Here is a 22,997-nt window from a genome sequence, read left to right on the forward strand (position 1 = left end):
GATACAGTGCCTTTAGTGAAATGCTCCGTGAATTCGTCCGGCATAAGCTTGGAACAGACACACGGAATTCACTAATATAGGCGCCGCACCACCCCGACTGTCAATTCAGCCGGGGTATTTTTGTGCCCGCGTCCGCTCTCCGTCTAGCTCTCCGTGTGACGCAGGATCGCCTCCGCCAGCGGGGCGTGCACCTGCGGGGGCAGGGCGTGGCCCATGCCGGGGATCTCGGCGATGCGGGCGCCGCGGATCGCCTGGGCGAGGTGCTCGGCGTGCGGCGGCGGGGTGACCGGTTCGGCCGGGGCGGCGATCACCAGGACGGGCACTTCGGTGGCGGCCAGTTCGTCGGTGCGCAGCAGCCCGGACGCGTCGGCGAGGGCGTGGGCGGTGCCGGGCGCGTGATGCCCGGTGTGGGCGACGATCGCGCGTTCCTGCGCGCGGAACCAGTCCGCGTCGAAGGGAAGGGCGTCGCCGGCGAGGGCGCGCCAGTGCTCGACCCGGTGGTCCAGCTCCGCGTCGAGGTCCCGCTCCTCCGGAGGCAGCGACCAGAACTCCAGGAGGTGCTTCGAGGGGCCGGGCAGCTCCTCGGCCGGCACCCGGGTCCCGTCGGGGCGGACGTACGGGGCGGTGCTGACCGCGCCGGTGCCGATGAGCGTGGCGCTGAGCAGCCGGTCCGGGTGGTCGGCGATCAGGAGCTGGCCGATCAGCCCGCCGAGCGACATGCCGACGACATGGGCCCGGTCGACCCCGAACGCGTCCAGGACGGCGACGGCGTCCTCGGCGAGCCGGGAGAGGGGGTAGGGGTTCTCGTCGAAGGCCCAGGTGGAGCGGCCGGTGTCCCGGTGGTCGTAGCGGATCACCCGGTGGTGCTCGGCGAGCAGCGCCACCAGTTCGTCGGGCCAGGCGAGGCCGGACGCCAGGGCGCCCATGACCAGGAGCAGCGGGGGCCGGTCGGCGGCTCCGTGCTCCTCGGCCCAGAGTCGTACGCCCGGCTCCACGTCCACATACCGTTCCCGCGTCATGCGGATCTCCTCCCGTCGGCTCAACAAGACGAGACGTATCGTATTGCGACAGTGCCGAGGATGGCAAGGGCGAACCCGGACGGGAGTGGGGCCGGACCCGGACGGGAGCCGACGGGAGCCGGACGGGAGCCGGACGGGACTGCGGGAAGCGCGGAGGGCCGGGCCCCGGGGAGGGGCCCGGCTCCCCCGCGGTCACGGGGTGTCGGTCACCAGCTTCTTGTGGAAGTGGACGTCCTGCGCGCCGCCCGGGATGCCGAGCGTCCGGCCGGTCTCCACGTACCCGTGGCGCCGGTAGAAGTCCGGGGCCTGGAAGGTGAAGGAGGAGACCACCGCGCGGTCGCAGCCGCGCCGGCCGGCCTCGGCCTCGGCCGCGCGCAGCAGCCTGCTCCCCCAGCCGCCTCGGCGGTGGTCCTCGCGCACCCACAGCATGTCGATGCCGAGCAGCCCGCCCCAGGTCCAGGCGGTGAGGCCGCCGACGGTCTCGCCGGTTGCCGGGTCGACCGCCCGTACGGAGAGCTCTCCCTGGTCCTCGGCGGTGGTCCCGGTGGCCGCGAAGTTGTACGCGTCGAGGCCGGCGTCGAGGATCTTCGTCAGCTCCGGATCGCGGTCGCCGACGGTCAGTCCCGTCTCGTCGTGATCATGGTTCATGGGTCGAGTCTGGCACGGGCCGCCCGGCCCCGACCGCGTCGCGGGGAGGGGGGCGGGACCGGCGGGAGCCGACCGGCCGCGACCACGTCATGGGGAGGGGCGGGGACCCGGCGGGAGCCCACTGGCCCCGAGCCCGTCACGCGGAGAGGGCCGGGCCCGACAGAAGCGCCGACCGGCCCCGGCCTCGTCGACGGGGCCGACAAGAGAGCCGACCGGCCCCGACCTCGCTGACGGGCCGGCGCGGGCCGGCCGGCTCAGGCCAGGACGTCCGCCAGCTCCTCCCGGAGCTTCCGCTTCGGGCGGGCGCCGACCAGGGACTTCACCGGCTCGCCGTCCTGGAAGACCAGCAGGGTGGGGGTGGCGAGGACGCCGTAGCGGGCGGTGGTCGCGGGGTTGCGGTCGACGTCGATCTCGACCACCCGCAGCCGGCCCTCCTCCTCGGCCGCGAGCGCGGCGAGCACCGGCTTCAGCTGGCGGCAGGGGCCGCACCAGACGGCCGTGAACTGCACCAGGACCGGCGGCCCCGCCGACAGCACGTCCGCCGCGAACTCCGCGTCGGTCGTCTCCCGCACCGTCGCCGCCACGGGGTTCCTCGTCATGTCCGTCATCTCCGTCACTCCTCCGTACCTCCGGTCGTCTCCGCGCCCAGTTCGCATCGGGGGGCCGGGCCCGCGGGCAGGTCCGCCTCGGCCCTCAGCAGCTGGACGGCCACCTGGTCGCGGACCTCGTGGAGCCGGCCGAGCAGCGCGTCCAGCTCGTCGAGCTTGCGGCGGTAGACGGCCACCGAGGCGGGACAGGAGTCCCCCGCGGGGTGGCCCGCCCGCAGACAGTCGACGAACGGCCGGGTCTCCTCCAGCTCGAACCCGAAGTCCTGGAGCGTCCGGATCTCCCGGAGCAGCCGGAGGTCGCCCTCGTCGTAGGTCCGGTGCCCCTGTGCCGTGCGCCGGGCGGGCAGGAGACCGCGGGACTCGTAGTACCGCAGGGTCCGCGTGGTCGTCCCGGCCCGCTCGGCCAGCTCTCCGATGCGCATGCCGCCGAACGTACGCGTTGACGCCGACGTCAGGGCAAGGCCGCGGAGTACGGAAGCTCAGCCGACCGCCTTGAGGAGGGGCACGAGCTCCGCCTCCTCGTACGCGAAGTGCGTCTCCAGCTCCGACCGCAGCCGCTCGAACGCGGGGCGCAGCTCCCCCGGCCCGGTGTCCTCGACCCGGGCGAGCATCCCGCGCAGATCCTCCAGGGCGCGGGCGACCGTGTCGTGCTCGGACCGCAGCCGCTCGAAGACCTCCGCCTTCCCGGGGAACTCCCGGGCCAGGTAGGGGAAGAGGCCGGCGTCCTCGCCGCCGTGGTGGGTGGCGAGGCCCGCGCAGAAGGTGAGGCGGCGGCGGAGCTCCACCGTGAGGTCGGGCGTGCCGGGGGTGGCGAGGCCCTCGGCGAGGACGGCGAGTTCGCCGCGCAGCCGGTCGTGGATCTTCACCGGCTCGTCGGCGAGGGCGTCGGGCCGGCTCGGCGGGGTGTGGTCGGAGGCCGGGATCCGGTGGAGGACGACGACGGGCAGGACGCGGCTGGTGGCCCGCTGGTAGTCGGCGTAGCCGGGGGCGGCGGCGACCGCCTTCGCGAAGAGCGCGTCCCGTTCGGTCCCGGTGGCGGCGACAGCGGTGGCCTGCCAGGTGTCGGCGCCCAGTTCGACGGTGACGGTGGGGTTCCGCAGGATGTTGCGGTACCAGTCCGGGTGGCGGTCGGAGCCGCCGGCCGAGCCGACGACGCGGAGGCCCTTGACGCTGTCAAGGGCCTTCGGCGCGGGGCGGGTTCCTCCCGGTGCCCGGATCCGGCTCAAGGCCCGGGTCCCGGGAGGAGGTTCGCGGCGGTCATACTCCGGCGCGGGCGCGCTCCTCGCCCTGGTCGCGCTGGTCCGGAACGGGCCCGGGGTCGGTGGCCGGGGCGTGGGGTGCGTGGTCGGCGTGGTGGGCGTGGTCGTCGACGAGCGTCTTCTCGTCGAAGGGGATTTTCCCCGCCAGGACCTCGGTCACCCGCGTCCGGTCGATCTCCTTCGTCCAGGTGCCGACGAGGACGGTGGCGACGGCGTTGCCCGCGAAGTTCGTGAGGGCGCGGGCCTCGCTCATGAAGCGGTCGATGCCGACGATCAGGCCGACGCCGTCGACGAGGTCGGGGCGGTGCGACTGGAGGCCGCCGGCGAGGGTGGCGAGGCCGGCGCCGGTGACGCCCGCGGCGCCCTTGGAGGCGATGATCATGAAGACGAGGAGGGAGATCTGTTCGCCGATCGAGAGCGGGTCGCCCATCGCCTCGGCGACGAAGAGCGAGGCCATCGTGAGGTAGATGGCGGTGCCGTCGAGGTTGAAGGAGTAGCCGGTGGGGACGGTGATGCCGACGACCGGCTTGGAGACGCCCAGGTGCTCCATCTTGGCGATCAGGCGGGGCAGCGCGGACTCGGAGGAGGAGGTCGAGAGGATCAGCAGGAACTCGCGGCCCAGGTACTTCAGGAGCGCCCAGATGCCGATCCCGGCGACCAGCCGGAGCAGCGCGCCGAGGACGACGAAGACGAAGAGGGCGCAGGTCAGGTAGAAGCCGATCATGATGACGGCGAGCGACTTGAGGGCGTCGAGGCCGGTCGCGCCGACGACGGCGGCGATGGCGCCGAAGGCGCCCACCGGGGCCGCCCACATGATCATCGAGAGGATGCGGAAGACCAGCCGCTGGATGTGGCCGATGCCGCGCAGCACCGGCTCGCCGGCCGGGCCCATCGCCTGGAGCGCGAAGCCCGCGAGGAGGGCGACGAGCAGGGTCTGGAGGACCTCGCCCTCGGTGAAGGCGGAGACCAGGGTCGTCGGGATGATCCCGAGCACGAAGTCGGCGGTGGACTCGCTCGCGCCCTCCGCCTGCTGGGCGCCGGCCTCGGCCAGCTCCTTGGTGAGGTGGAGGCCGGAACCGGGCTCCAGGAGGTTGCCGACGAGCAGGCCGATCGCGAGTGCGACGGTCGACATCACCATGAAGTAGCCGAGCGCGAGGCCGCCGACGGCGCCGACCTTGGCGGCCTTGCGGACCGAGCCGACGCCCAGGACGATCGTGCAGAAGATGATCGGCGAGATCATCATCTTGATCAGGTTCACGAAGCCGGTGCCCAGCGGCTTCAGCTCGACGGCCACGCCGGGGGCGAGGAAGCCCACGGCGACGCCGAGCAGAACGGCGCCGATCACGGCCAGATACAGATAGTGGGTACGGTCCCGGCGTGCGGCCACGGGGTCCTCCTCGCGCTGATGGGTGTCCACGTCCCGGTGGACTCCGCGACTATCCATCAGCCTGTGACCGGGGTCACCGTTGCGTGCCTTTCGTTCACGGCCGAAACGTCGCCGTCCCCCGTGACCGGCCCGGACGGGGCCGGGGCGGCCGGCGGGGAAGGGCACGATTCGGGAACGCAACGCTCAGGAGCAAATCCCGGCGTGCACACTTCTCGCATGCGTCTCCCGTCCCTCCGCCCGCTCCCCCGGCCACGGCCCCGCAGCCTGGCGGGCCAGCTCTTCGCGATGCAGGTCGTGCTGATGGCCGCGGTCGTGGCGGGCTGCGCGGTCTTCGCGTACCTCACGGACCGGGACCAGGCCGAGGAGACCGCGCGCCGGCAGTCCACGGCGACCGCGACGGCCGTGGCCGGTTCGCCGTCCGTGGTGGCCGCGGCCCGCTCGGCCGATCCGTCCGCCGCGCTCCAGCCGTACGCGGAGGAGCTGCGCCGGCGGGCGGACGTGGCCTTCGTGGTGATCATGGCGCCCGACGGCACCCGGTGGACGCACCCGGAACCGGAGCAGATCGGCCGCCACTACCTGGGGCACATCGAGCCCGCGCTGCGCGGCGAGACGCTCTCGGAGACCCACCTCGGGGTCCTCGGCCCCTCGGTGCGGACGATCACCCCGGTCTTCTCCGGCGGTCGGGTGGTCGCCCTGGTCAGCGCGGGCATCACCATCGAGCGGATCAGCGCGCAGATACGGGAGCAGGTGACCGCGCTGCTCGGGATGGCGGGCCTGGCGCTCGCGCTCGGCGGCGCCGGGACGTACGTGGTCAACGCGCGACTGCGGCGGCACACCCACGGGATGAACGCCGCCGAGCTGAGCCGGATGCACGACTACCACGAGGCCGCGCTGCACGCGGTGCGGGAGGGCCTGGTGATGCTCGACGGGCGGCGGCGGATCGCGCTGATCAACGACGGGGCGCGTGAACTCCTGGGCCTGGACGAGGGGGTGGTGGGCCGGCCGGCGGCCGAGCTCGGGCTGCCGGCGCCGCTGACGGGGGCGCTGCTCTCCTCCGAGCCCCGGGTGGACGAGACCCATCTGACCGACGAGCGGGTGCTCGTCGTCAACACCCGCCCGGTGGTGGGCGGCGAGCGGCGCGGCACCGTGGTGACACTCCGGGACCGCACCGAACTCCAGTCACTGTCGGGCGAGTTGGACTCGCAGCGCGGGTTCACGGAGGCGCTGCGCTCACAGGCGCACGAGGCGGCGAACCGGCTCCACACGGTGGTGTCCCTGATCGAACTCGGGCGGGTGACCGAGGCGGTGGAGTTCGCCACGGCGGAGCTGGAGCTCGCCCAGGCGCTCACCGACCGGGTGGTGGACGCGGTCGGCGAACCGGTCCTGGCGGCGCTGCTGCTCGGCAAGGCGGCCCAGGCCAACGAGCGGGGCGTGGAGCTGGTCCTCACCGAGGACAGCCGGATCGACGACGGCCTGCTCCCGCCGGCCCTGGAGCCGAGGGACCTGGTGACGGTCCTGGGCAATCTCGTGGACAACGCGGTGGAGGCGGCGGGCGGCGCCCCGCACGCGCGCGTGACCGTCACGGTCGCGGCCCGGACGGGCGACGGCGAGCTGCTGCTCCGGGTCGACGACAGCGGGCCGGGCGTCCGCCCCGCCGACCGGGACGCGGTCCTCGGCCGGGGCTGGTCCACCCGGGGCCCCGGCCGCGGCCTCGGCCTCGCGCTGGTCCGCCAGGCCGTCACCCGCGCCTCCGGCACCCTGACCCTGGACGAGGCCCCGGGCGGCGGCGCGCGCTTCACGGTCCGGGTGCCGCTGCCGCGCCACGCGGAGGGGGCCGGGGCGGCGGAGGCAGGACCCGCCGTCAGGTCCGCGGCCCCCGAGGGAGGTGCCGCGTGAGCGGGGTGCAGGAGATCCGGGTGCTGGTCGTCGAGGACGATCCCGTCGCCGCCGACGCGCACGCGCTGTACGCCGGGCGGGTGGAGGGCTTCCGGGTGGTCGGGGTCGCGCACTCGCGGGCCGCGGCGGTACGGCTGCTCGACCGGGTCCCCGTCGACCTGATCCTGCTCGACCTCTACCTGCCGGACGGGCACGGGCTCGCGCTGCTGCGGGCGCTGCGGGCCGCCGGGCACGGGGCGGACGTGATCGCGGTGACCTCGGCGCGCGATCTGGCGGTGGTGCGCGAGGGGGTGTCCCTCGGCGTGGTCCAGTACGTCCTCAAGCCGTTCGCCTTCGCCACGCTGCGGGACCGGCTGGTGCGGTACGCCGAGTTCCGGGGTGCGGCCGGGGAGGCGTCCGGGCAGGACGAGGTCGACCGGGCGCTCGCCGCACTGCGCGCCCCGCATCCGGCCGCCCTGCCGAAGGGCCTGAGCGGTCCGACCCTGGAAGCGGTGACGCGGACGCTGCGGGAGGCGCCGGCGGGCCTGACGGCGGCGGAGTCGGGGGCGGCGGTGGGCATCTCGCGGATCACCGCCCGCCGCTACCTGGAGCACCTGGTGACCGAGGGCCGCGCGCTACGGGCCCCCCAGTACGGCCAGATCGGCCGCCCCGAGCTCCAGTACCGCTGGCGCGGCGCGGACCGCTGACCACACGGGGCGGGGCGGAGCCGCGCCGTGCCCGGAGCGATGGGGGCGAAGGCGGTACGGGCGCCGGGGGCCGGGCCCGCGTCGCCGGGCGGACGCTGGAGGCGGAGCCCCCACCACCGGCGCGGGCCTCTCGGGTGGAGCCCGTACCCGCCGGCGCGAGCTGCTGGAGCGGAGCCCGTACCGCCCGCGTGAAGCACACAGACGGAGCCCTTCCCGCCGGCGCGAGCCCCCACCACCGACGCGGTCGCGACGCGGCGGCGTCCGCACCGCTCACCGGACGTCACGTACCGATTACCGACCGGTTCCGACGTTCCTACAGGCCGTGGCCTCAGATGAACGCACCGTAGCCACAGATCCTCCCAGACCCCTACCGTGGTCGGGTGCACCATCCCTCTCCTCCCTTCGACGCCCCGGCCGCCCGCCGCCTGCGCCAGGCGCTCGGCATGGCGCCGGGTCATGTCGCCTACGGCCTGCGGGCCCAGTACGGCCTCCCCGTCGCGCCCGACACCGTCGCCGCCTGGGAGCGCGGCACCCTCCGGCCGACCGAGCAGGAGCTGACCGCCCTCGCGGGCGTCCTCTGGTGCTCGCCCGCCGACCTGATCGCCCTCCCCACCACCCTGCGGGAGCACCGCGTGGCACGCGGGCTCTCCGTGGAGGAGCTGGCCCACCAGGTGGGCGTCGCCACGCACGCGTACCGCCGGATGGAGGACGAGGGCAGCTGGAAGGGGACCGAGCGGCAGACGGCCGCGCTCGCCGAGGTCCTCGGCCTCGGTCCGCGCGCCCTCATCACCGCCACCGGCGGCGACGAGCAGCTCGCGGAGCTGCTGCGGGACGCGGCGACGACCCGCTGGCAGGCGTACGTGAAGCCGGTCGTCCGCCTGCTGCCGCTGCCCAAGCGGGTGGTGGAACCGGCCCTCGCGCGGCTGCACTCCGAGTACCACGCCCGGATGGCGGCGACCACCGGCTGGGGCGCCTCGGCCGCGACCGGCGACGAGGGCCGCGCCTACCTGGAGGCGGTCGCCGACCACTTCTGGGCGGCGGTCGGACACTAGGACCGGAACGGGATCCGGGCACGAGGACCAGGACAGGACTCGGGCACGAGAACCGGTACGGGATCCCGGCACAAGGACCGGTACGCGATCCCGGCACGAGGACCACGACGCGATCCGGGCCGGAAGGCCCGGGCAAAGAAAGGACGGAAGGCCCGGCGCCCGGGCCTTCCGTCCTTCGTCGTCCGCGCGCGCGTGCGGCCGTCAGAAGACCGACTCGGCCTCGCGCACCCGGTCCTGGGGGACCGTCTTGAGCCGGGTGACGGCCTCCGCGAGCGGGACCATCTTCACGTCGGTGCCGCGCAGCGCCGTCATGTTGCCGAACTCGCCGCGGTGCACCGCCTCCACCGCGTGCCAGCCGAAGCGGGTCGCGAGGACGCGGTCGTACGCCGTCGGGGTGCCGCCGCGCTGGACGTGGCCGAGGATGACCGGACGGGCCTCCTTGCCGAGGCGGCGCTCCAGCTCGTAGGCGAGGGCCGTGCCGATGCCCTGGAAGCGCTCGTGGCCGAACTGGTCGATCTCGCCCTTGCCGTAGTCCATCGTGCCCTCGGTGGGGTGCGCGCCCTCGGCGACGCAGATGACGGCGAACTTCTTGCCCCGGGCGAACCGCTCCTCGACCATCTTGACCAGGTCGGCCGGGTCGAAGGCGCGCTCGGGCAGGCAGATGCCGTGGGCGCCGCCCGCCATGCCGGACTCCAGCGCGATCCAGCCGGCGTGGCGGCCCATCACCTCGACGACCATCACCCGCTGGTGGGACTCGGCGGTGGTCTTCAGCCGGTCCATCGCCTCGGTGGCGACGCCGACGGCGGTGTCGAAGCCGAAGGTGCGGTCGGTCGACGAGATGTCGTTGTCGATGGTCTTGGGGACGCCCACGACCGGCACGCCGGCGTCGGACAGCATCCGGGCGGCGGTCAGGGTGCCCTCGCCGCCGATCGGGATGAGGGCGTCGAAGCCGCTCTTCTCGACGAGCGCCTTGGCGTTGTCGCAGGCGGCGGCGAAGCGGTCGCGCTCCAGGCGGGAGGAGCCGAGGATGGTGCCGCCGCGGGCGAGGATGCCGCTGACGGCGTTCAGGTCGAGGGGGCGGTAGCGGCCGTCGAGGAGCCCGGCGTAGCCGTCCTCGAAGCCGATGACCTCGTCCCCGTAATTGGTCACCGCCCGGTGCACGACCGACCGGATCACTGCGTTCAGGCCGGGGCAGTCGCCGCCTGCGGTGAGGACTCCGATGCGCATCGTGCTCTGTCTCCTGCTCGGTCGAGGTTCCGTTTGAGCCGTTTCGATTCTCACACGACGGATGCGCCCGGGGCGTTCGCCGCCGCTCCGCGCGTGCCGGGAACGGGTCCTTCCGGGGGTCTTTCGTCCCTGCGCGGAGGCCCTTCGTACAGCGGGCGACCTACCCAGGTGCGGGGGTATTGTCAAGGGGGTAATGCCACCCTGTCGGCTTCTTTTGGAGGCTCAGGGTTGACGCAGGGCGAGGGCCGGGCCCCGAGGAAGGGCCGGGCCCTCGCGCAGGACGGCCCCTCCACGGGACGGGCCCCTTCCGCAGGACTGGACAGGAGACCACGGCGTGACGCGCAGCGTGTACGTGACCGGGATCGACCGCGGGGACGGCCGCCAGGTCGTCGAGCTGGGAGTCATGGAACTCCTCACCCGACAGGTGGACCGGGTGGGGGTGTTCCGGCCGCTGGTGCACGACGGCCCCGACCGCCTCTTCGACCTGCTGCGCGCCCGCTACCGCCTCACCCAGGACCCCTCCACGGTCTACGGCATGGACTACCACGAGGCGTCCGCGCTCCAGGCCGAGCAGGGCACCGACGAACTCCTCTCCCGGCTGGTCGACCGCTTCCACGCGGTCGCCCGGGAGTACGAGGTCGTCCTCGTCCTCGGTACCGACTTCGCCGGCACCCAGGTCCCCGACGAACTGGCGCTCAACGCGCGCCTGGCGAACGAGTTCGGCGCCTCCGTCATCCCGGTCGTCGGCGGCAAGGGCCAGGAGGCGGAGTCGGTGCGGGCCGAGGCGCGCAACGCCTTCCGCGCCTACGACGGCCTGGGCTGCGACGTCCTCGCGATGGTCGTCAACCGGGTGGCGGGCGAGGACCGCGAGGCCATCGCCGAGCGGCTGGCCGCCCGGCTGCCGGTCCCCTGCTACGTCCTCCCGGACGAGCCGGCGCTCGCCGCCCCGACGGTCGCCCAGATCACCCACGCGCTCGGCGCGAGCGTCGTCCTCGGCGACGACGCCGGGCTCGCCCGCGACGCCCTGGACTTCGTCTTCGGCGGCGCGATGCTCCCGAACTTCCTCGCCGCGCTGACCCCCGGCTGCCTCGTCGTCACGCCCGGGGACCGCGCCGATCTGGTCGTCGGCGCGCTCGCCGCCCACTCGGCCGGTACGCCCCCGATCGCCGGCGTGCTGCTCACCCTGGACGAGCGGCCCAGCGACGCGGTCCTCACCCTGGCGGCCCGGCTCGCGCCCGGCACCCCGGTGATCTCCGTCCCCGGCAACAGCTTCCCGACCGCCGCCGAACTCTTCGCCCTGGAGGGCAAGCTGAACGCGGCCACCCCGCGCAAGGCGGAGACCGCGCTCGGCCTCTTCGAGCGGCACGTGGACACCTCCGACCTGCTCAAGCGGATCTCGGTGGCGCCCAGCGGCCGGGTCACCCCGATGATGTTCGAGCACGAGCTGCTGGAGCAGGCCCGGGCCGACCGGCGCCGGGTGGTGCTGCCGGAGGGCACCGAGGAGCGGGTGCTGCGCGCCGCCGACGTGCTGATCCGCCGGGACGTCTGCGACCTCACCCTGCTCGGCGACGTCGAGGCGATCCGCAAGAAGGCGGCCGACCTCAGCGTGGACCTGCGGGGCACCCAGCTGATCGACCCGCAGACCTCCGAGCTGCGGGACGTCTTCGCCGAGAAGTACGCGGCGCTGCGCGCCCACAAGGGCGTCACCGTGGAACTGGCGTACGACGTCGTCTCCGACGTGAACTACTTCGGCACCCTGATGGTCCAGGAGGGCCTGGCCGACGGCATGGTCTCCGGCTCCGTCCACTCGACCGCCGCGACCATCCGCCCCGCCTTCGAGATCATCAAGACCAAGCCGGACGCCTCGATCGTCTCCTCGGTCTTCTTCATGTGCCTCGCCGACAAGGTGCTGGTGTACGGCGACTGCGCGGTCAACCCGGACCCGAACGCCGAGCAGCTCGCCGACATCGCCGTGCAGTCGGCCGCCACCGCCGCCCGCTTCGGCGTCGAGCCGCGGATCGCGATGCTGTCGTACTCCACCGGCACCTCCGGCTCCGGCGCCGACGTCGACAAGGTGCGCGAGGCCACCAAGCTGGTCCGCGAGGCGCACCCCGGGCTGCGGATCGAGGGCCCGATCCAGTACGACGCGGCCGTGGAGCCCTCCGTGGCGGCGACCAAGCTGCCGGACTCGGAGGTCGCGGGCCAGGCGACCGTGCTGATCTTCCCCGACCTGAACACAGGCAACAACACCTACAAGGCGGTGCAGCGTTCGGCCGGCGCCGTGGCGGTCGGCCCGGTCCTCCAGGGCCTGCGCAAGCCGGTCAACGACCTCTCGCGCGGCGCCCTCGTCAGCGACATCGTCAACACGGTCGCCATCACGGCGATCCAGTCCCAGGTCCCGACCCCGGCTGAGGAGCTCCCCGCATGACCGGCACCCCGACCCGCGTCCTCGTCCTCAACTCCGGCTCCTCGTCGGTGAAGTACCAGCTGCTCGACATGAGCGACGGTAGCCGGCTCGCCCTCGGCCTGGTGGAGCGGATCGGCGAGGACACCTCCCGGCTCGCCCACACCCCGCTCCAGGGCGGCGGGAGCGCGCCGCGGGAGCGGACCGGCCCGATCCCCGACCACGCGGCGGCGCTCAAGGCGGTCGCGGAGGAACTGGCGGCGGACGGGCTGGGCCTGGACTCCCCCGAACTGGCCGCGATCGGCCACCGGGTGGTGCACGGCGGGCTGCGCTTCACCGAGCCGACCGTCATCGACGAGGAGGTGCTCGCCGAGATCGAGCGCCTGGTGCCGGTGGCGCCGCTGCACAACCCGGCGAACCTGCTGGGCATCCGCACGGCGATGGCGCTCCGCCCGGACCTGCCGCAGGTCGCGGTCTTCGACACCGCCTTCCACACCACGATGCCGGAGTCGGCCGCCCGGTACGCGATCGACGTGGCGACCGCCGACGCGCACCGGATCCGCCGCTACGGCTTCCACGGCACCTCGCACGCGTACGTCTCCCGGGCGGCGGCGAAGCTGCTCGGCAAGGAGCCGGAGGAGGTGAACGTGATCGTGCTGCACCTCGGCAACGGCGCCTCCGCCTCGGCGGTGCGCGGCGGCCGCTGTGTGGACACCTCCATGGGGCTGACCCCGCTGGAGGGCCTGGTCATGGGCACCCGCTCCGGCGACATCGACCCGGCGGTCACCTTCCACCTCAAGCGGGTGGCCGGCATGGACGCCGACGAGATCGACGTGCTGCTCAACAAGAAGTCCGGACTCGTCGGGCTCTGCGGCGACAACGACATGCGCGAGATCCGGCGCCGGGTGGACGAGGGAGATCCGGCGGCGGCACTCGCCTTCGACATCTACATCCACCGGCTCAAGAAATACATCGGCGCCTATTACGCGGTGCTCGGCCGCGTGGACGCCGTCGTCTTCACGGCCGGTGTGGGCGAGAACGCGGCGCCGGTGCGGGAGGCGGCCATCGGCGGCCTGGAGGAGCTGGGCCTCGCGGTGGACGCCGAGCTCAACGCCGTACGGTCCGGCGAACCGCGGGTGATCTCGCCCGAGTACGCCCGGGTCGCGGTGGCCGTGGTGCCCACCGACGAGGAGCTGGAGATCGCCCGCCAGACCTTCGCCCTGACGGGTGAAAGCGGGGGCGAAAGCGGGGGCGAAAGGGCGGTCGAAAGTTCGGGCGAGAGCGCGGGCGGAAAAGTTACTCGAACGACAAACGCCTGAGCGGACCCGCGCCCATTTGTACTTTCCGCCAGCCGGAATATTCCGCAGCGAAACAAACCGATAGGATCCGCCTCATGCGCCGTTCCAAAATCGTCTGCACACTGGGCCCCGCCGTCGACTCGTACGAGCAGCTGAAGGCTCTCATCGAGGCCGGTATGAACGTGGCCCGTTTCAACATGAGCCACGGGACCCAGGCAGAGCACCAGGAGCGGTACGACCGTCTCCGCAAGGCCTCCGCCGACACCGGCCGCGCCGTCGGCGTGCTGGCCGACCTCCAGGGCCCCAAGATCCGTCTGGAGACCTTCGCCGAGGGGCCGGTCGAGCTGGTCCGCGGGGACGAGTTCACCATCACCACCGAGGACGTCCCCGGCGACAAGTCCATCTGCGGCACCACCTACAAGGGCCTCCCGGGCGACGTCTCCAAGGGCGACCAGGTCCTCATCAACGACGGCAACGTCGAGCTGCGGGTCGTCGAGGTCGAGGGCCCCCGGGTCAAGACCGTCGTCATCGAGGGCGGCGTGATCTCCGACCACAAGGGCATCAACCTGCCCGGCGCGGCGGTCAACGTCCCGGCCCTCTCCGAGAAGGACGTCGAGGACCTCCGCTTCGCCCTCCGGATGGGCTGCGACATGGTCGCCCTCTCCTTCGTCCGCGACGCCGCGGACGTCAAGGACGTCCACAAGGTGATGGACGAGGAGGGCCGCCGGGTCCCGGTCATCGCCAAGGTCGAGAAGCCGCAGGCCGTCGAGAACATGGCCGAGGTCGTCGCGGCCTTCGACGCCGTCATGGTGGCCCGCGGCGACCTCGCCGTCGAGTACCCGCTGGAGCGGGTCCCGATGGTGCAGAAGCGCCTCGTCGAGATGTGCCGCCGCAACGCCAAGCCGGTCATCGTCGCCACCCAGATGATGGAGTCGATGATCACCAACTCGCGGCCGACCCGCGCCGAGGCGAGCGACGTCGCCAACGCCATCCTGGACGGCGCCGACGCGGTCATGCTCTCCGCCGAGTCCTCGGTCGGCGCCTACCCGATCGAGACCGTCAAGACGATGTCGAAGATCGTCGCCGCGGCCGAGGAGGAGCTGCTCGCCAAGGGCCTCCAGCCCCTCGTCCCGGGCAAGAAGCCGCGCACCCAGGGCGGCTCCGTCGCCCGCGCCGCCTGCGAGATCGCCGACTTCCTCGACGGCAAGGCGCTGATCGCCTTCACCCAGTCCGGCGACACCGCCCGGCGCCTCTCGCGCTACCGCACCCAGCAGCCGATCCTCGCCTTCACCACGGACGAGGGCACCCGCAACCAGCTCACCCTGAGCTGGGGCGTCGAGTCCTTCCTGGTCCCCTTCGTCGACAACACCGACGCCATGGTGGACCTCGTCGACGCCGAGCTCCTGAAGCTCCAGCGCTACAACGCGGGCGACACCATGGTCATCACCGCCGGCTCGCCCCCCGGCGTCCCCGGCACCACCAACATGGTCCGCGTGCACCACCTGGGCGGCGGCGAAAGCGCCTGACGCCCCGCACCCCTGGCACGGCGACGGCCTCCCCTCCCTGACGGGAGGGGAGGCCGTCGCCGTGCGCGGCTCCCGGAGCGGTGCGGGATCAGGCGGGCTCGATGGTGTTGCGGAGTTCCTTCACCCTGAGGGTGCCGCCGAACTGGCCGGCCTGCTTCAGCTTCACGTTGGTGAAGAAGACGGCCGGGAGGTCCAGCGGGGGCGGCGACTCGGGACCGAAGGTGATCGGGATGATGCCGAGGAGGTTGCCCTTCAGCTCCTCCGTGTACATCGTCACCGTGCCGTCGGTGATCGTCGACTCCGAGCCCTTCCTGGAGCGGACGTGGCCCTCGCGCCCCTCGGAGTGCTCGGTGATCTGGTGCAGGTCCTTGATGCCGATGTAGGTCGCGGTGAACTTCAGGACCTTCTTGACCTGGCCGCCGTAGGTCTTCACCTCGACGATGCCGTGGTACTTCAGGCCGCTCAGCGTGAGCCTGGTGCTCTCCAGGCGCCAGGGGGCGTCCGGCAGCAGCGGGATACCGGGCTCGACCTCCGCGGCGGCGAGCGCCGCGTCGTCGCGCTCGGGGCACGGGAAGCGGGGCTTGGCGCCGTCGGGTATGTCGGTGTCCGGCTTGGCGTCCAGGCCCTGCGCGCTCTCGGGCAGCTCCTCGACCGGTACGCCGGCCTTCTCTGCGGCCTCCTCGATGGCGGCCTTGGTCGCGTCGGCCGTCTCGCGCTTCGCGGCGGGCGGCTTGGTCGCCGGGGCCTCGGTGGCCGGGGGGTCCGTGTCCTCCGCCGTGGCCGCCTTCTGCCGCGGTGCGGCCGTCGTCGCCGAAGGGGTCGGCGTCGAGGTCGCGGAAGGAGTGGCCGACGGGGTCGCCGTGGGCTCCTGCTTCTTCGGGGCGAGCCCGTCGAAGAAGTCCTTGATGCTGTCGCCGACGCCCAGCGGGTCGAGCGGGTTGACCGACTTCGTGGGCGTGGGCGCGGCGGTGGTCGGCGCGGTGTCGGCGGCGGGCGCCGCCTCCTGGGCACCGCCCTGCGCGGCGGTGGCCGCGGACGTGGTCGCGGTCGGCTCCGGGCTCGCCGTACCGCTCGGTTCGGCGGTCGCGGACGGGGTCGCGGTGGCGGTCGCGGACGGGGTCGCCGTCGGCTCTCCGGACGGTCCCGACGGCTTGGTGGCCGTCGCCGTCGGTTCCGGCTTCGCGGTCTCGGTGGCCTTCGCCGTGGGCGTGGCCGTCGTCTCCTCCGCCACCGGCTCGTCGGAGCGGGTCACACAGGGGCCGGGGGCGAAGGGGATGTCCTTCTCGTCGGCCAGTGCGGGACTGGGCGCGAGGCCCATGCCCATGAGCACGGCGGTCGGCATGGCGGCGAACGCCATCGCCTTGCCCGCGGGGCCCTGGATCCTGTTCAGCAGCGTCTTACGAGGGGCCGCGTGCCGCGGCCCGCTCTTCGCGACAGTCGGCTGGGTGTCGTCACCCCGCACTGTTCCTCCCGCCGTTGGCGTCGGTCGTCGTGTCGGTGGCCGGTCCGTGCGCCTGCTCGGGGACACCGGCCGCCATCACCGGCTCCGTCTCGGGCTCGGAGGCGTCCGCGGTCTTCTCGAAGGTCACCGGCGCACCGTCGTGCTCCGCGTCGTCGGTCTCCTCGACCGGCGGGGCGGGTGCCCAGGCCGCGGACATGCCGCCGCCGACGAGGGCGAACAAGAACCCGATGACGAGACCGCCGAAGTTCGACACGGGGATGGAGACCAGGCCCAGCACGATCGCCGCGATGCCGGCGAAGACCCGGACGACGGGCTGGAACCACATCGTCAGGCCGAGCGTGAAGAGCAGGACGCCGATGATCAGGGCGCCGGCGCCCGCGGTCGTGGCCATGGCCAGGGTGATGTTGCCGAGCCGCACGTCCCCGTAGGGGAGGTACGCGATCGGCACGCTGGCGATGATGGTGAACAGTCCCGCCCAGAAGGGCCGGGTCTGCCGCCAGACCTTGAACCGGTTCTCCTTCTTGGGGACTTCGCGGGAGGCAGGGGTCTCGGCGCTCATGGAAACAGCTCCCTGGAAGCGGTGTTGCTGAGAAAGGTGGAGAGGGCGGGGCCAGGCCCCGGAGCGGGTGCGGGCCGCCGGAACGGCCCGCACCCTCAAGGGCCGGGATCAGCCCTGGAAGCACTCCTTGGACGTGCCCCGGTGCAGGGCCAGCTTCAGGTCCGGGAGCTTGAAGGTGGCGGCCGTGGTGGCCCACGCCTTCTGCTTCACGTTCCTCAGCGTGGCGACGTCGGCGCGCTGCGAGAAGCCGTTCGGGTCGGCCTGGGTCTTGGGCTGGATGCCCTGGCCACCGTCGTACTTCGGGAGCGAGCCGGCGGCGACGCCGATGTCGATGCGCTCGAACTCGGCGTCGGCCTCCAGGTAGGAGACATCGAGGTAGATGTCCTTCGCCTGGACCTTGTCCTCGTCCTTGCCGGTCTTGGCCGCGGCGGTGCCCGCCTCCAGGCGGAGGGTGATGTCACCGAGACCCGGAACCGGGGTCACGACGGACTGGCACATGTTGGTGATCTTGGCCGTGTCGAAGCCGGAGACCGCGACCGGGGCGTGGAGCGGCGAGCCGTCCAGATTCTTGCCGTGCGCGATGCTGCCGTACTGGACGAACTCGGTGCCCTCGAGCTTGTCCGTCGTGACCTTGAACTCCTGGCCGGAGATCGCGAAGGACGCGGCCAGCGCGCCCTGCGCCAGGCCGACACCGATCGCGGCCGTGGCGGCCATGCTCGGGACCATGACGACGGCGAACCGCTTCCATCTGGTCCCGCCACGAACCTGGGACTTCATGAGAATCCTCCTTCTCGGACGTACATCTCCAAGAAGGGCCCGGGGCCCGTCCTGGGATGGGAGAAGAGCTACGTCCTCGGGAAGGAGAGCGCCGAGGCATGAGGAGGCGCGTAGCGCGTCCTGATCACCGGCGATCACCCCCGAGCGACAACCATGTGCCGCGCGTGCGCACGGCCCGGTGGACAGGTCCTGCCCGGTGGGAGCAGGAACCCCCCTGTCCGATGGCCGGCCGCCAGGGGCGCCGGCCCGCCCGGTGGGGACCCTCGCCGCGCGTCCCGGGCGATTGCCGGGGCGTGCGGTTCGGACCGAGCGTGGCCGATCGTGGTCCATTACCGGCGCCCGCACAAGGGGTTCATTACTCGCTAGTAACGGATGCGTGACCACGCCATGGCGCGATGCCGCCGGGTGGGTACGCAGGGTGGAGGCGCGTGGTGCGGAAAGTCCTCTTATAGGAGGGTGAACCCGGACAGACTCACGGGTTCGATTTACTGCAAGTAACAGCGGCCGCGATTATCAAGATTTGGTAAAGCGCGGCCGCCACTTGTCACCGTGTCGCCAAATCGGCAGACGATCCGGCGCCATTCCCCGCCCTGAGCAGGCGCTTAGTGCGGGGCGGGGAATTCGGGGCTCAGAACAGCACCCGGGCCAGCGCCTGACGGCCCGCGATCACCCGCGGGTCCTCCGGGCCGATGACCTCGAACAGCTCCAGGAGACGCAGCCGCGCCGCGTCCCGGTCCTCGCCGAAGGTCCGGCGCACGGTCTCCACCAGCCGCCCGAAGGCGTCCTGGACGTGACCGCCCACCAGGTCCAGGTCGGCGGCGGCGATCTGGGCGGCGACGTCCGCCGGATGGTCCGCCGCGTTCTTCCGCACCGTCTGCGGGTCCATGCCCTGCACCCGGGCGAGCAGCTCGGCCTGGGCGAGGCCCAGCTTGGCCTCGGGGTGCTCGGGGTCGTCGGCCAGCACGTTCTTGTACGCCTGCACCGCACCGGCCATGTCGCCCGCGTCGAGCGCGGACATGGCCGCCTCCAGAAGGGCGTCGTACGGACCGGCGGCCGGCCGCTCGGCGGACTCCGCGCCGTCCGCGTCCCGGTCCACGGCGAGGCCGGTCAGACCGAAGCGCTCCTCGCCGACCTGGATCAGCTGGTCGAGGGTCTGGCGGATCTGCGCCTCGGGCACCGCGCCCTGGAAGAGGGGCAGCGCCTGACCGGCGACGACCGCGAAAACGGCCGGAATTCCCTGGATGCCGAACTGCTGCATCAGCATCTGGTTGGCGTCGACGTCGATCTTCGCGAGCAGGAAACGGCCGTCGTACTCCACGGCCAGCCGCTCCAGGAGCGGGCCGAGCTGCTTGCAGGGCTCGCACCACTCGGCCCAGAAGTCGAGGACGACCGGGACCTCGGCGGAACGCTGGAGCACATCGCGCTCGAAGCCCGCCTCGTCGACGTCGATCACGAGGGCGGAGGGCGGCACCGCCGCGGGCCCGCCGTGGCGGGCGGCCTCGGCACGCGCCTGCTCCGCCTTCGCCTTGGCCTCTCCGGCCGCCTTCACCGCGGCGAGGTCGACGACGCCGCTCATGGACATGTTTCGGGGCTGCATGGGTACATCCTCCCCCCTCCGCACGCCGAACCGGTAAGTCATGGCTGAACAGCGCCCTCCGCCGAGGGCGCCACACCCGCCGGGTCCCCACCCGGCGGTCCTGCGATGGTTGTCGCTCAGGCCGCTCAATGCCTTTCGCTACGGGTCGTAGCGTAATGGCCGGGGCCCGGCCGGCGGGAGTCCCGGGCCGTGAACTGCCTCACATCACGCGCCTCTGGCGCCGTACCTACCGGCGGGTATGGTCGTCGTTCATGTGTAGCCGCACCACCCCACGCACCGGCCGCCCCCGGTCCACCGAGGCCGACGCGGCCATCCTGGAGGCGACCCGCGCGGCCCTGGTGGAGCTGGGCTGGTCCGGGCTGACCATGGGCGACGTCGCCACCCGGGCCGGAGTCGCCAAGACCACCCTGTACCGCCGGTGGGCCAACAAGAACGAACTGGTGGTCGACGCCGTCGCCGTCCTCTTCGATGAACTCGAACTGCCCGACCTGGGTTCCCTCCAGGCCGACATCGAGCACGTCGTCCTCCAGTTCGCCGGTCTCCTGGAGCGCCCCGAGACCAAGACGGCCCTGATGGCCGTGGTCGCCGAGTCGACCCGGGACGCCCCGCTGCGCGAGCGGATCCGCACCTCGATCGTGGAACGCCAGAAGCGGCTCGTCCTGGACGGACGCCGGCGGGCCCAGGAGCGCGGCGAGCTCCCCGCCGACCGGGACCCGGTCGCGGTGGACGCCACCGACGACCTGATCTTCGACGTGGTCGCCGGCGCGGTGGTGCACCGGGCTCTGGTGAGCGCCGAGCCGGTGGACGGGCAGTGGGTCGCGCGGCTCTCCACGCTGCTGGTCGGCGGCCTGGGCGCGGTGGCCGCGCTCGGCTAGCGCTACCGTGCCCGCATGATCATTCGTACGGACATCCGGCTCTCCGAGGCGGTACGCGCCCTGCTCGACGACGTGAACCACGCGGTCCTGGCCACGATCCAGCCCGACGGCTCCCCGCAGACCTCGGTGGTGTGGGTGGGCCGGGACGGCGACGACGTCGTCGTCTCCAGCCAGGAGGGCCGCCGCAAGGTCAAGAACATCCGGGCCGACGCCCGGGTCTCCCTCACCCTCCTCGACCGCCGCGACCCGGACCGCTACACCGAGATCCGCGGCTCGGCGACGGTCACCGAGGACGAGGGCCGGGCCCTTGCGGTGGCGCTGGCCGAGAAGTACGAGGGCGCGGACGCCGGGCGGGAGTACCGGGAACTGCCGCCCGAGAAGGTCCGGGTGACGCTCCGGATCACCCCGTCGAAGGTGCTGGGCTCGGTCCGCTGACACGCACCGGCGGGCCGAGTACGGGCATTCCCGTACCGGTCCGCCGACACACGCCGGAGGCCGGTACGGGGGTCCCGTACCGGCCTGCCGGCTTCTTCGGGCGCGTCCGGATCAGAAGCCGGCGGGCTCCACGTACACGCCCCACTCCTCGCGGAGCACGTCGCAGATCTCGCCGAGGGTGGCCTCGGCGCGGACCGCGTCGAGCATCGGCGGGATCATGTTGGAGCCGTCCCGGGAGGCGGCCAGCATGGCGTCGAGGCAGGCGCGGACCTTCGCCTCGTCGCGTCGGCCCTTCCGCTCGCCGAGGACGCGGACCTGCTCCCACTCGACCTCGTGGCTGACCCGCAGGATCTCCAGGTCGCCGGTGACCGAGCCATGGTGCACGTTGACGCCGACGACCCGCTTCTCGCCCTTCTCCAGGGACTGCTGGTAGCGGAAGGCGGACTCGGCGATCTCGCCGGTGAACCAGCCGTCCTCGATGCCGCGCAGGATGCCGGAGGTGATCGGGCCGATCGGGTGCCTGCCGTCCGGGTGGGCCCGCAGCCCGCGCTCCCTGATCTGGTCGAAGATCTTCTCGGCGTCGGCCTCGATGCGGTCGGTGAGCTGCTCGACGTACCAGGAGCCGCCCAGCGGGTCGGCGACATTGGCGACGCCGGTCTCCTCCATCAGCACCTGCTGGGTGCGCAGCGCGATCTCGGCGGCCTGCGCGCTGGGGAGGGCGAGGGTCTCGTCGAGGGCGTTGGTGTGAAGGGAGTTGGTGCCGCCGAGGACGGCGGAGAGCGCCTCCACGGCCGTGCGGACCACGTTGTTGTAGGGCTGCTGGGCGGTGAGCGAGACGCCGGCGGTCTGGGTGTGGAAGCGGAGCCACTGCGCCTTGTCGGTCTTCGCCCCGTACACCTCCTTCATCCAGCGGGCCCAGATCCGGCGGGCGGCGCGGAACTTGGCGATCTCCTCGAAGAAGTCGAGGTGCGCGTCGAAGAAGAAGGAGAGGCCGGGCGCGAAGACGTCCACGTCGAGGCCGCGGGAGAGACCGAGCTCGACGTAGCCGAAGCCGTCGGCGAGGGTGTACGCCAGCTCCTGCGCGGCCGTCGCCCCGGCCTCGCGGATGTGGTAGCCGGAGACGGAGAGCGGCTTGTACGCGGGGATGCCGGCGGCGCAGTGCTCCATCAGGTCGCCGATGAGGCGCAGGTGCGGCTCGGGCGGGAAGAGCCACTCCTTCTGCGCGATGTACTCCTTGAAGATGTCCGTCTGGAGCGTGCCGTTGAGCACCGCCGGGTCGACGCCCTGGCGCTCGGCGGCGACCAGGTACATGCAGAAGACCGGGACGGCGGGGCCGGAGATCGTCATCGAGGTGGTGACGTCGCCGAGCGGGATGTCCTTGAAGAGGACCTCCATGTCGGCGGCGGAGTCGATGGCGACGCCGCAGTGGCCGACCTCGCCCAGCGAGCGGGGGTCGTCGGAGTCGCGGCCCATGAGGGTGGGCATGTCGAAGGCGACCGAGAGCCCGCCGCCGCCGGCGTCGAGGATCATCTTGTACCGCTCGTTGGTCTGCTCGGCGTTGCCGAAGCCGGCGAACTGGCGGATGGTCCAGGTGCGGCCCCGGTAGCCGGTCGGGTGCAGTCCCCGGGTGAAGGGGTACTCGCCGGGCCAGCCGATGCGCTCGAACCCCTCGTAGGTGTCCCCGGGCCGGGGCCCGTAGACCGGCTCCACGGGATCCCCGGAGAGCGTGGTGAAGTCCGCGTCGCGCTTGCGGGCCTTGTCGTAACGGGCCTGCCAGCGACGGCGGCCTTCCTCGATGGCGTCAGCGTCCATGCTTCAAATTTACTAGGACGTCCTAGTAAATGTCGATGACAAACCCCCGCACATCCGTGCGGGGGTGGGTGTCAGGCCTTGACGGGCACCGGCTGCGCGCCGCTGACCAGCGGCTTCACCTCGGCGACGACCTTGCGCTCGACGAAGAAGGCGGCGAAGGGAATCGTGCCGGAGAGCAGCAGCCACACGATCCTGCCGAACGACCAGCGGGCCTTGGAGCCCAGGTCGAAGGCGAAGACGAGGTAGATGATGTACAGGACACCGTGGGTCTGGGAGACCGCGAAGGTCAGGTCCTCGCCGGTGTCGAAGCCGTACTTGGCGACCATGCAGCCGCAGAGCACGAGCAGCATGACGGCGGTCACGTACGCCATGACGCGGTAGCGGGTCAGCACGCTGGATTTCATGCGGTCGAGCGTAACCGTCCGCTTCGGGGCGATCTTCGCTGGGGTCGCCGTCGCCGGAGCCGGGGT

General features: G+C 72.5%; 21 protein-coding genes. 8 read left to right on the forward strand and 13 right to left on the reverse strand.

Going from position 1 to position 22,997, the window contains the following annotated elements; translation table 11 throughout:
• Positions 1–143: 143 nt before the first annotated feature.
• The 6 genes from ACFYT9_RS15295 to ACFYT9_RS15320 all read right to left on the reverse strand — a co-directional run bounded on the left by ACFYT9_RS15295 (position 144) and on the right by ACFYT9_RS15320 (position 4,978).
• A complete protein-coding gene (locus ACFYT9_RS15295; protein WP_389163714.1) occupies positions 144–1,019 on the reverse strand; it encodes an alpha/beta fold hydrolase in 876 nt (291 codons plus the stop codon).
• A gap of 192 nt (positions 1,020–1,211) precedes the next feature.
• Positions 1,212–1,667 (reverse strand): GNAT family N-acetyltransferase, encoded by a 456-nt coding sequence (locus ACFYT9_RS15300; protein WP_389163716.1) that lies wholly within the window; start codon positions 1,665–1,667, stop codon positions 1,212–1,214.
• 254 nt (positions 1,668–1,921) lie between these two features.
• Positions 1,922–2,275: a thioredoxin family protein gene (locus ACFYT9_RS15305; RefSeq protein ID WP_376600459.1), complete on the reverse strand. Its 354-nt coding sequence runs from the start codon at positions 2,273–2,275 to the stop codon at positions 1,922–1,924.
• Between the two features lie 5 nt (positions 2,276–2,280).
• Positions 2,281–2,697, reverse strand: a complete 417-nt coding sequence (locus ACFYT9_RS15310; protein ID WP_387272953.1) for a MerR family transcriptional regulator — start codon at positions 2,695–2,697, stop codon at positions 2,281–2,283.
• A gap of 57 nt (positions 2,698–2,754) precedes the next feature.
• The gene (locus tag ACFYT9_RS15315) at positions 2,755–3,501 is read right to left on the reverse strand and encodes a nitroreductase/quinone reductase family protein (RefSeq protein WP_389163719.1); all 747 of its coding nucleotides are present in this window, start codon (positions 3,499–3,501) and stop codon (positions 2,755–2,757) included.
• A 31-nt stretch (positions 3,502–3,532) separates the two neighbouring features.
• The gene (locus tag ACFYT9_RS15320) at positions 3,533–4,978 is read right to left on the reverse strand and encodes a cation:dicarboxylate symporter family transporter (protein ID WP_389163722.1); all 1,446 of its coding nucleotides are present in this window, start codon (positions 4,976–4,978) and stop codon (positions 3,533–3,535) included.
• Between the two features lie 159 nt (positions 4,979–5,137).
• Between ACFYT9_RS15320 and ACFYT9_RS15325 the strand changes: the two genes are divergently transcribed.
• The 3 genes from ACFYT9_RS15325 (at position 5,138) to ACFYT9_RS15335 (ending at position 8,555) form a co-directional block, all read left to right on the forward strand.
• The gene (locus ACFYT9_RS15325; protein WP_389163725.1) at positions 5,138–6,817 is read left to right on the forward strand and encodes an ATP-binding protein; all 1,680 of its coding nucleotides are present in this window, start codon (positions 5,138–5,140) and stop codon (positions 6,815–6,817) included.
• Between the two features lie 5 nt (positions 6,818–6,822).
• Positions 6,823–7,503 (forward strand): response regulator, encoded by a 681-nt coding sequence (locus tag ACFYT9_RS15330; protein ID WP_387273029.1) that lies wholly within the window; start codon positions 6,823–6,825, stop codon positions 7,501–7,503.
• A gap of 443 nt (positions 7,504–7,946) precedes the next feature.
• Positions 7,947–8,555 carry a helix-turn-helix domain-containing protein gene (locus tag ACFYT9_RS15335; protein ID WP_387273027.1) on the forward strand — a complete coding sequence of 203 codons (609 nt, stop codon included), beginning with the start codon at positions 7,947–7,949 and terminating at the stop codon, positions 8,553–8,555.
• 201 nt (positions 8,556–8,756) lie between these two features.
• Here ACFYT9_RS15335 and ACFYT9_RS15340 read toward each other — a convergent pair whose 3' ends face one another.
• Complete coding sequence (locus ACFYT9_RS15340) at positions 8,757–9,782, reverse strand: 6-phosphofructokinase (protein WP_387272945.1); 1,026 nt, start codon at positions 9,780–9,782, stop codon at positions 8,757–8,759.
• Between the two features lie 334 nt (positions 9,783–10,116).
• Here ACFYT9_RS15340 and pta point away from each other — a divergent pair, with 334 nt between their 5' ends.
• From pta to pyk, 3 genes are all read left to right on the forward strand, one after another.
• Positions 10,117–12,210 (forward strand): phosphate acetyltransferase, encoded by a 2,094-nt coding sequence (pta, locus tag ACFYT9_RS15345; RefSeq protein ID WP_376600448.1) that lies wholly within the window; start codon positions 10,117–10,119, stop codon positions 12,208–12,210.
• Positions 12,207–13,505, forward strand: coding sequence for an acetate kinase (locus ACFYT9_RS15350; RefSeq protein WP_389163729.1), 1,299 nt, complete (start codon positions 12,207–12,209; stop codon positions 13,503–13,505). Before pta ends, ACFYT9_RS15350 begins: the two co-directional genes overlap by 4 nt.
• Positions 13,506–13,579: 74 nt before the next feature.
• Positions 13,580–15,010, forward strand: a complete 1,431-nt coding sequence (gene pyk, locus ACFYT9_RS15355) for a pyruvate kinase (protein ID WP_387272939.1) — start codon at positions 13,580–13,582, stop codon at positions 15,008–15,010.
• An 88-nt stretch (positions 15,011–15,098) separates the two neighbouring features.
• Here pyk and ACFYT9_RS15360 read toward each other — a convergent pair whose 3' ends face one another.
• The 4 genes from ACFYT9_RS15360 to ACFYT9_RS15375 form a co-directional block, all read right to left on the reverse strand.
• Positions 15,099–16,472, reverse strand: a complete 1,374-nt coding sequence (locus ACFYT9_RS15360; RefSeq protein ID WP_389163732.1) for a hypothetical protein — start codon at positions 16,470–16,472, stop codon at positions 15,099–15,101.
• Positions 16,462–17,031, reverse strand: a complete 570-nt coding sequence (locus tag ACFYT9_RS15365; RefSeq protein WP_389163735.1) for a DUF6114 domain-containing protein — start codon at positions 17,029–17,031, stop codon at positions 16,462–16,464. Before ACFYT9_RS15365 ends, ACFYT9_RS15360 begins: the two co-directional genes overlap by 11 nt.
• Before the next feature lie 108 nt (positions 17,032–17,139).
• The gene (locus ACFYT9_RS15370; RefSeq protein WP_389163738.1) at positions 17,140–17,808 is read right to left on the reverse strand and encodes a DUF6230 family protein; all 669 of its coding nucleotides are present in this window, start codon (positions 17,806–17,808) and stop codon (positions 17,140–17,142) included.
• Between the two features lie 628 nt (positions 17,809–18,436).
• Positions 18,437–19,405: a tetratricopeptide repeat protein gene (locus tag ACFYT9_RS15375; protein ID WP_387272931.1), complete on the reverse strand. Its 969-nt coding sequence runs from the start codon at positions 19,403–19,405 to the stop codon at positions 18,437–18,439.
• Positions 19,406–19,656: 251 nt separating this feature from the next.
• Here ACFYT9_RS15375 and ACFYT9_RS15380 point away from each other — a divergent pair, with 251 nt between their 5' ends.
• Together ACFYT9_RS15380 and ACFYT9_RS15385 are read left to right on the forward strand one after the other, a co-directional pair.
• On the forward strand, positions 19,657–20,280 hold the full coding sequence (locus ACFYT9_RS15380) for a TetR/AcrR family transcriptional regulator (RefSeq protein ID WP_389163741.1): 624 nt from the start codon (positions 19,657–19,659) through the stop codon (positions 20,278–20,280).
• Positions 20,281–20,295: 15 nt separating this feature from the next.
• Positions 20,296–20,715: a PPOX class F420-dependent oxidoreductase gene (locus ACFYT9_RS15385; protein WP_389163744.1), complete on the forward strand. Its 420-nt coding sequence runs from the start codon at positions 20,296–20,298 to the stop codon at positions 20,713–20,715.
• Positions 20,716–20,826: 111 nt separating this feature from the next.
• Here the strand turns inward: ACFYT9_RS15385 and ACFYT9_RS15390 are convergent, their stop codons facing one another.
• Together ACFYT9_RS15390 and ACFYT9_RS15395 are read right to left on the reverse strand one after the other, a co-directional pair.
• Positions 20,827–22,527, reverse strand: coding sequence for a methylmalonyl-CoA mutase (locus ACFYT9_RS15390; protein ID WP_376601974.1), 1,701 nt, complete (start codon positions 22,525–22,527; stop codon positions 20,827–20,829).
• A 71-nt stretch (positions 22,528–22,598) separates the two neighbouring features.
• Positions 22,599–22,931, reverse strand: coding sequence for a DUF3817 domain-containing protein (locus ACFYT9_RS15395; protein WP_376601973.1), 333 nt, complete (start codon positions 22,929–22,931; stop codon positions 22,599–22,601).
• Positions 22,932–22,997: the final 66 nt, after the last annotated feature.

Source organism: Streptomyces sp. NPDC004435 (assembly GCF_042873895.1).
In the GTDB taxonomy this organism is placed as follows: domain Bacteria; phylum Actinomycetota; class Actinomycetes; order Streptomycetales; family Streptomycetaceae; genus Streptomyces.

Bases quoted from the DNA above. Each gene is read 5' to 3' on its own strand.
- ACFYT9_RS15380 (WP_389163741.1), top strand. From the start codon at position 19,657: ATGTGTAGCCGCACCACCCCACGCACCGGCCGCCCCCGGTCCACCGAG.
- ACFYT9_RS15350 (WP_389163729.1), top strand. From the start codon at position 12,207: ATGACCGGCACCCCGACCCGCGTCCTCGTCCTCAACTCCGGCTCCTCG.
- ACFYT9_RS15385 (WP_389163744.1), top strand. From the start codon at position 20,296: ATGATCATTCGTACGGACATCCGGCTCTCCGAGGCGGTACGCGCCCTG.
- ACFYT9_RS15375 (WP_387272931.1), bottom strand. From the start codon at position 19,405: ATGCAGCCCCGAAACATGTCCATGAGCGGCGTCGTCGACCTCGCCGCG.
- ACFYT9_RS15295 (WP_389163714.1), bottom strand. From the start codon at position 1,019: ATGACGCGGGAACGGTATGTGGACGTGGAGCCGGGCGTACGACTCTGG.
- ACFYT9_RS15325 (WP_389163725.1), top strand. From the start codon at position 5,138: ATGCGTCTCCCGTCCCTCCGCCCGCTCCCCCGGCCACGGCCCCGCAGC.
- ACFYT9_RS15340 (WP_387272945.1), bottom strand. From the start codon at position 9,782: ATGCGCATCGGAGTCCTCACCGCAGGCGGCGACTGCCCCGGCCTGAAC.
- ACFYT9_RS15395 (WP_376601973.1), bottom strand. From the start codon at position 22,931: ATGAAATCCAGCGTGCTGACCCGCTACCGCGTCATGGCGTACGTGACC.
- ACFYT9_RS15390 (WP_376601974.1), bottom strand. From the start codon at position 22,527: ATGGACGCTGACGCCATCGAGGAAGGCCGCCGTCGCTGGCAGGCCCGT.
- ACFYT9_RS15305 (WP_376600459.1), bottom strand. From the start codon at position 2,275: ATGACGGACATGACGAGGAACCCCGTGGCGGCGACGGTGCGGGAGACG.
- ACFYT9_RS15365 (WP_389163735.1), bottom strand. From the start codon at position 17,031: ATGAGCGCCGAGACCCCTGCCTCCCGCGAAGTCCCCAAGAAGGAGAAC.
- ACFYT9_RS15320 (WP_389163722.1), bottom strand. From the start codon at position 4,978: ATGGATAGTCGCGGAGTCCACCGGGACGTGGACACCCATCAGCGCGAG.
- ACFYT9_RS15310 (WP_387272953.1), bottom strand. From the start codon at position 2,697: ATGCGCATCGGAGAGCTGGCCGAGCGGGCCGGGACGACCACGCGGACC.
- ACFYT9_RS15335 (WP_387273027.1), top strand. From the start codon at position 7,947: ATGGCGCCGGGTCATGTCGCCTACGGCCTGCGGGCCCAGTACGGCCTC.
- ACFYT9_RS15300 (WP_389163716.1), bottom strand. From the start codon at position 1,667: ATGAACCATGATCACGACGAGACGGGACTGACCGTCGGCGACCGCGAT.
- ACFYT9_RS15370 (WP_389163738.1), bottom strand. From the start codon at position 17,808: ATGAAGTCCCAGGTTCGTGGCGGGACCAGATGGAAGCGGTTCGCCGTC.
- pyk (WP_387272939.1), top strand. From the start codon at position 13,580: ATGCGCCGTTCCAAAATCGTCTGCACACTGGGCCCCGCCGTCGACTCG.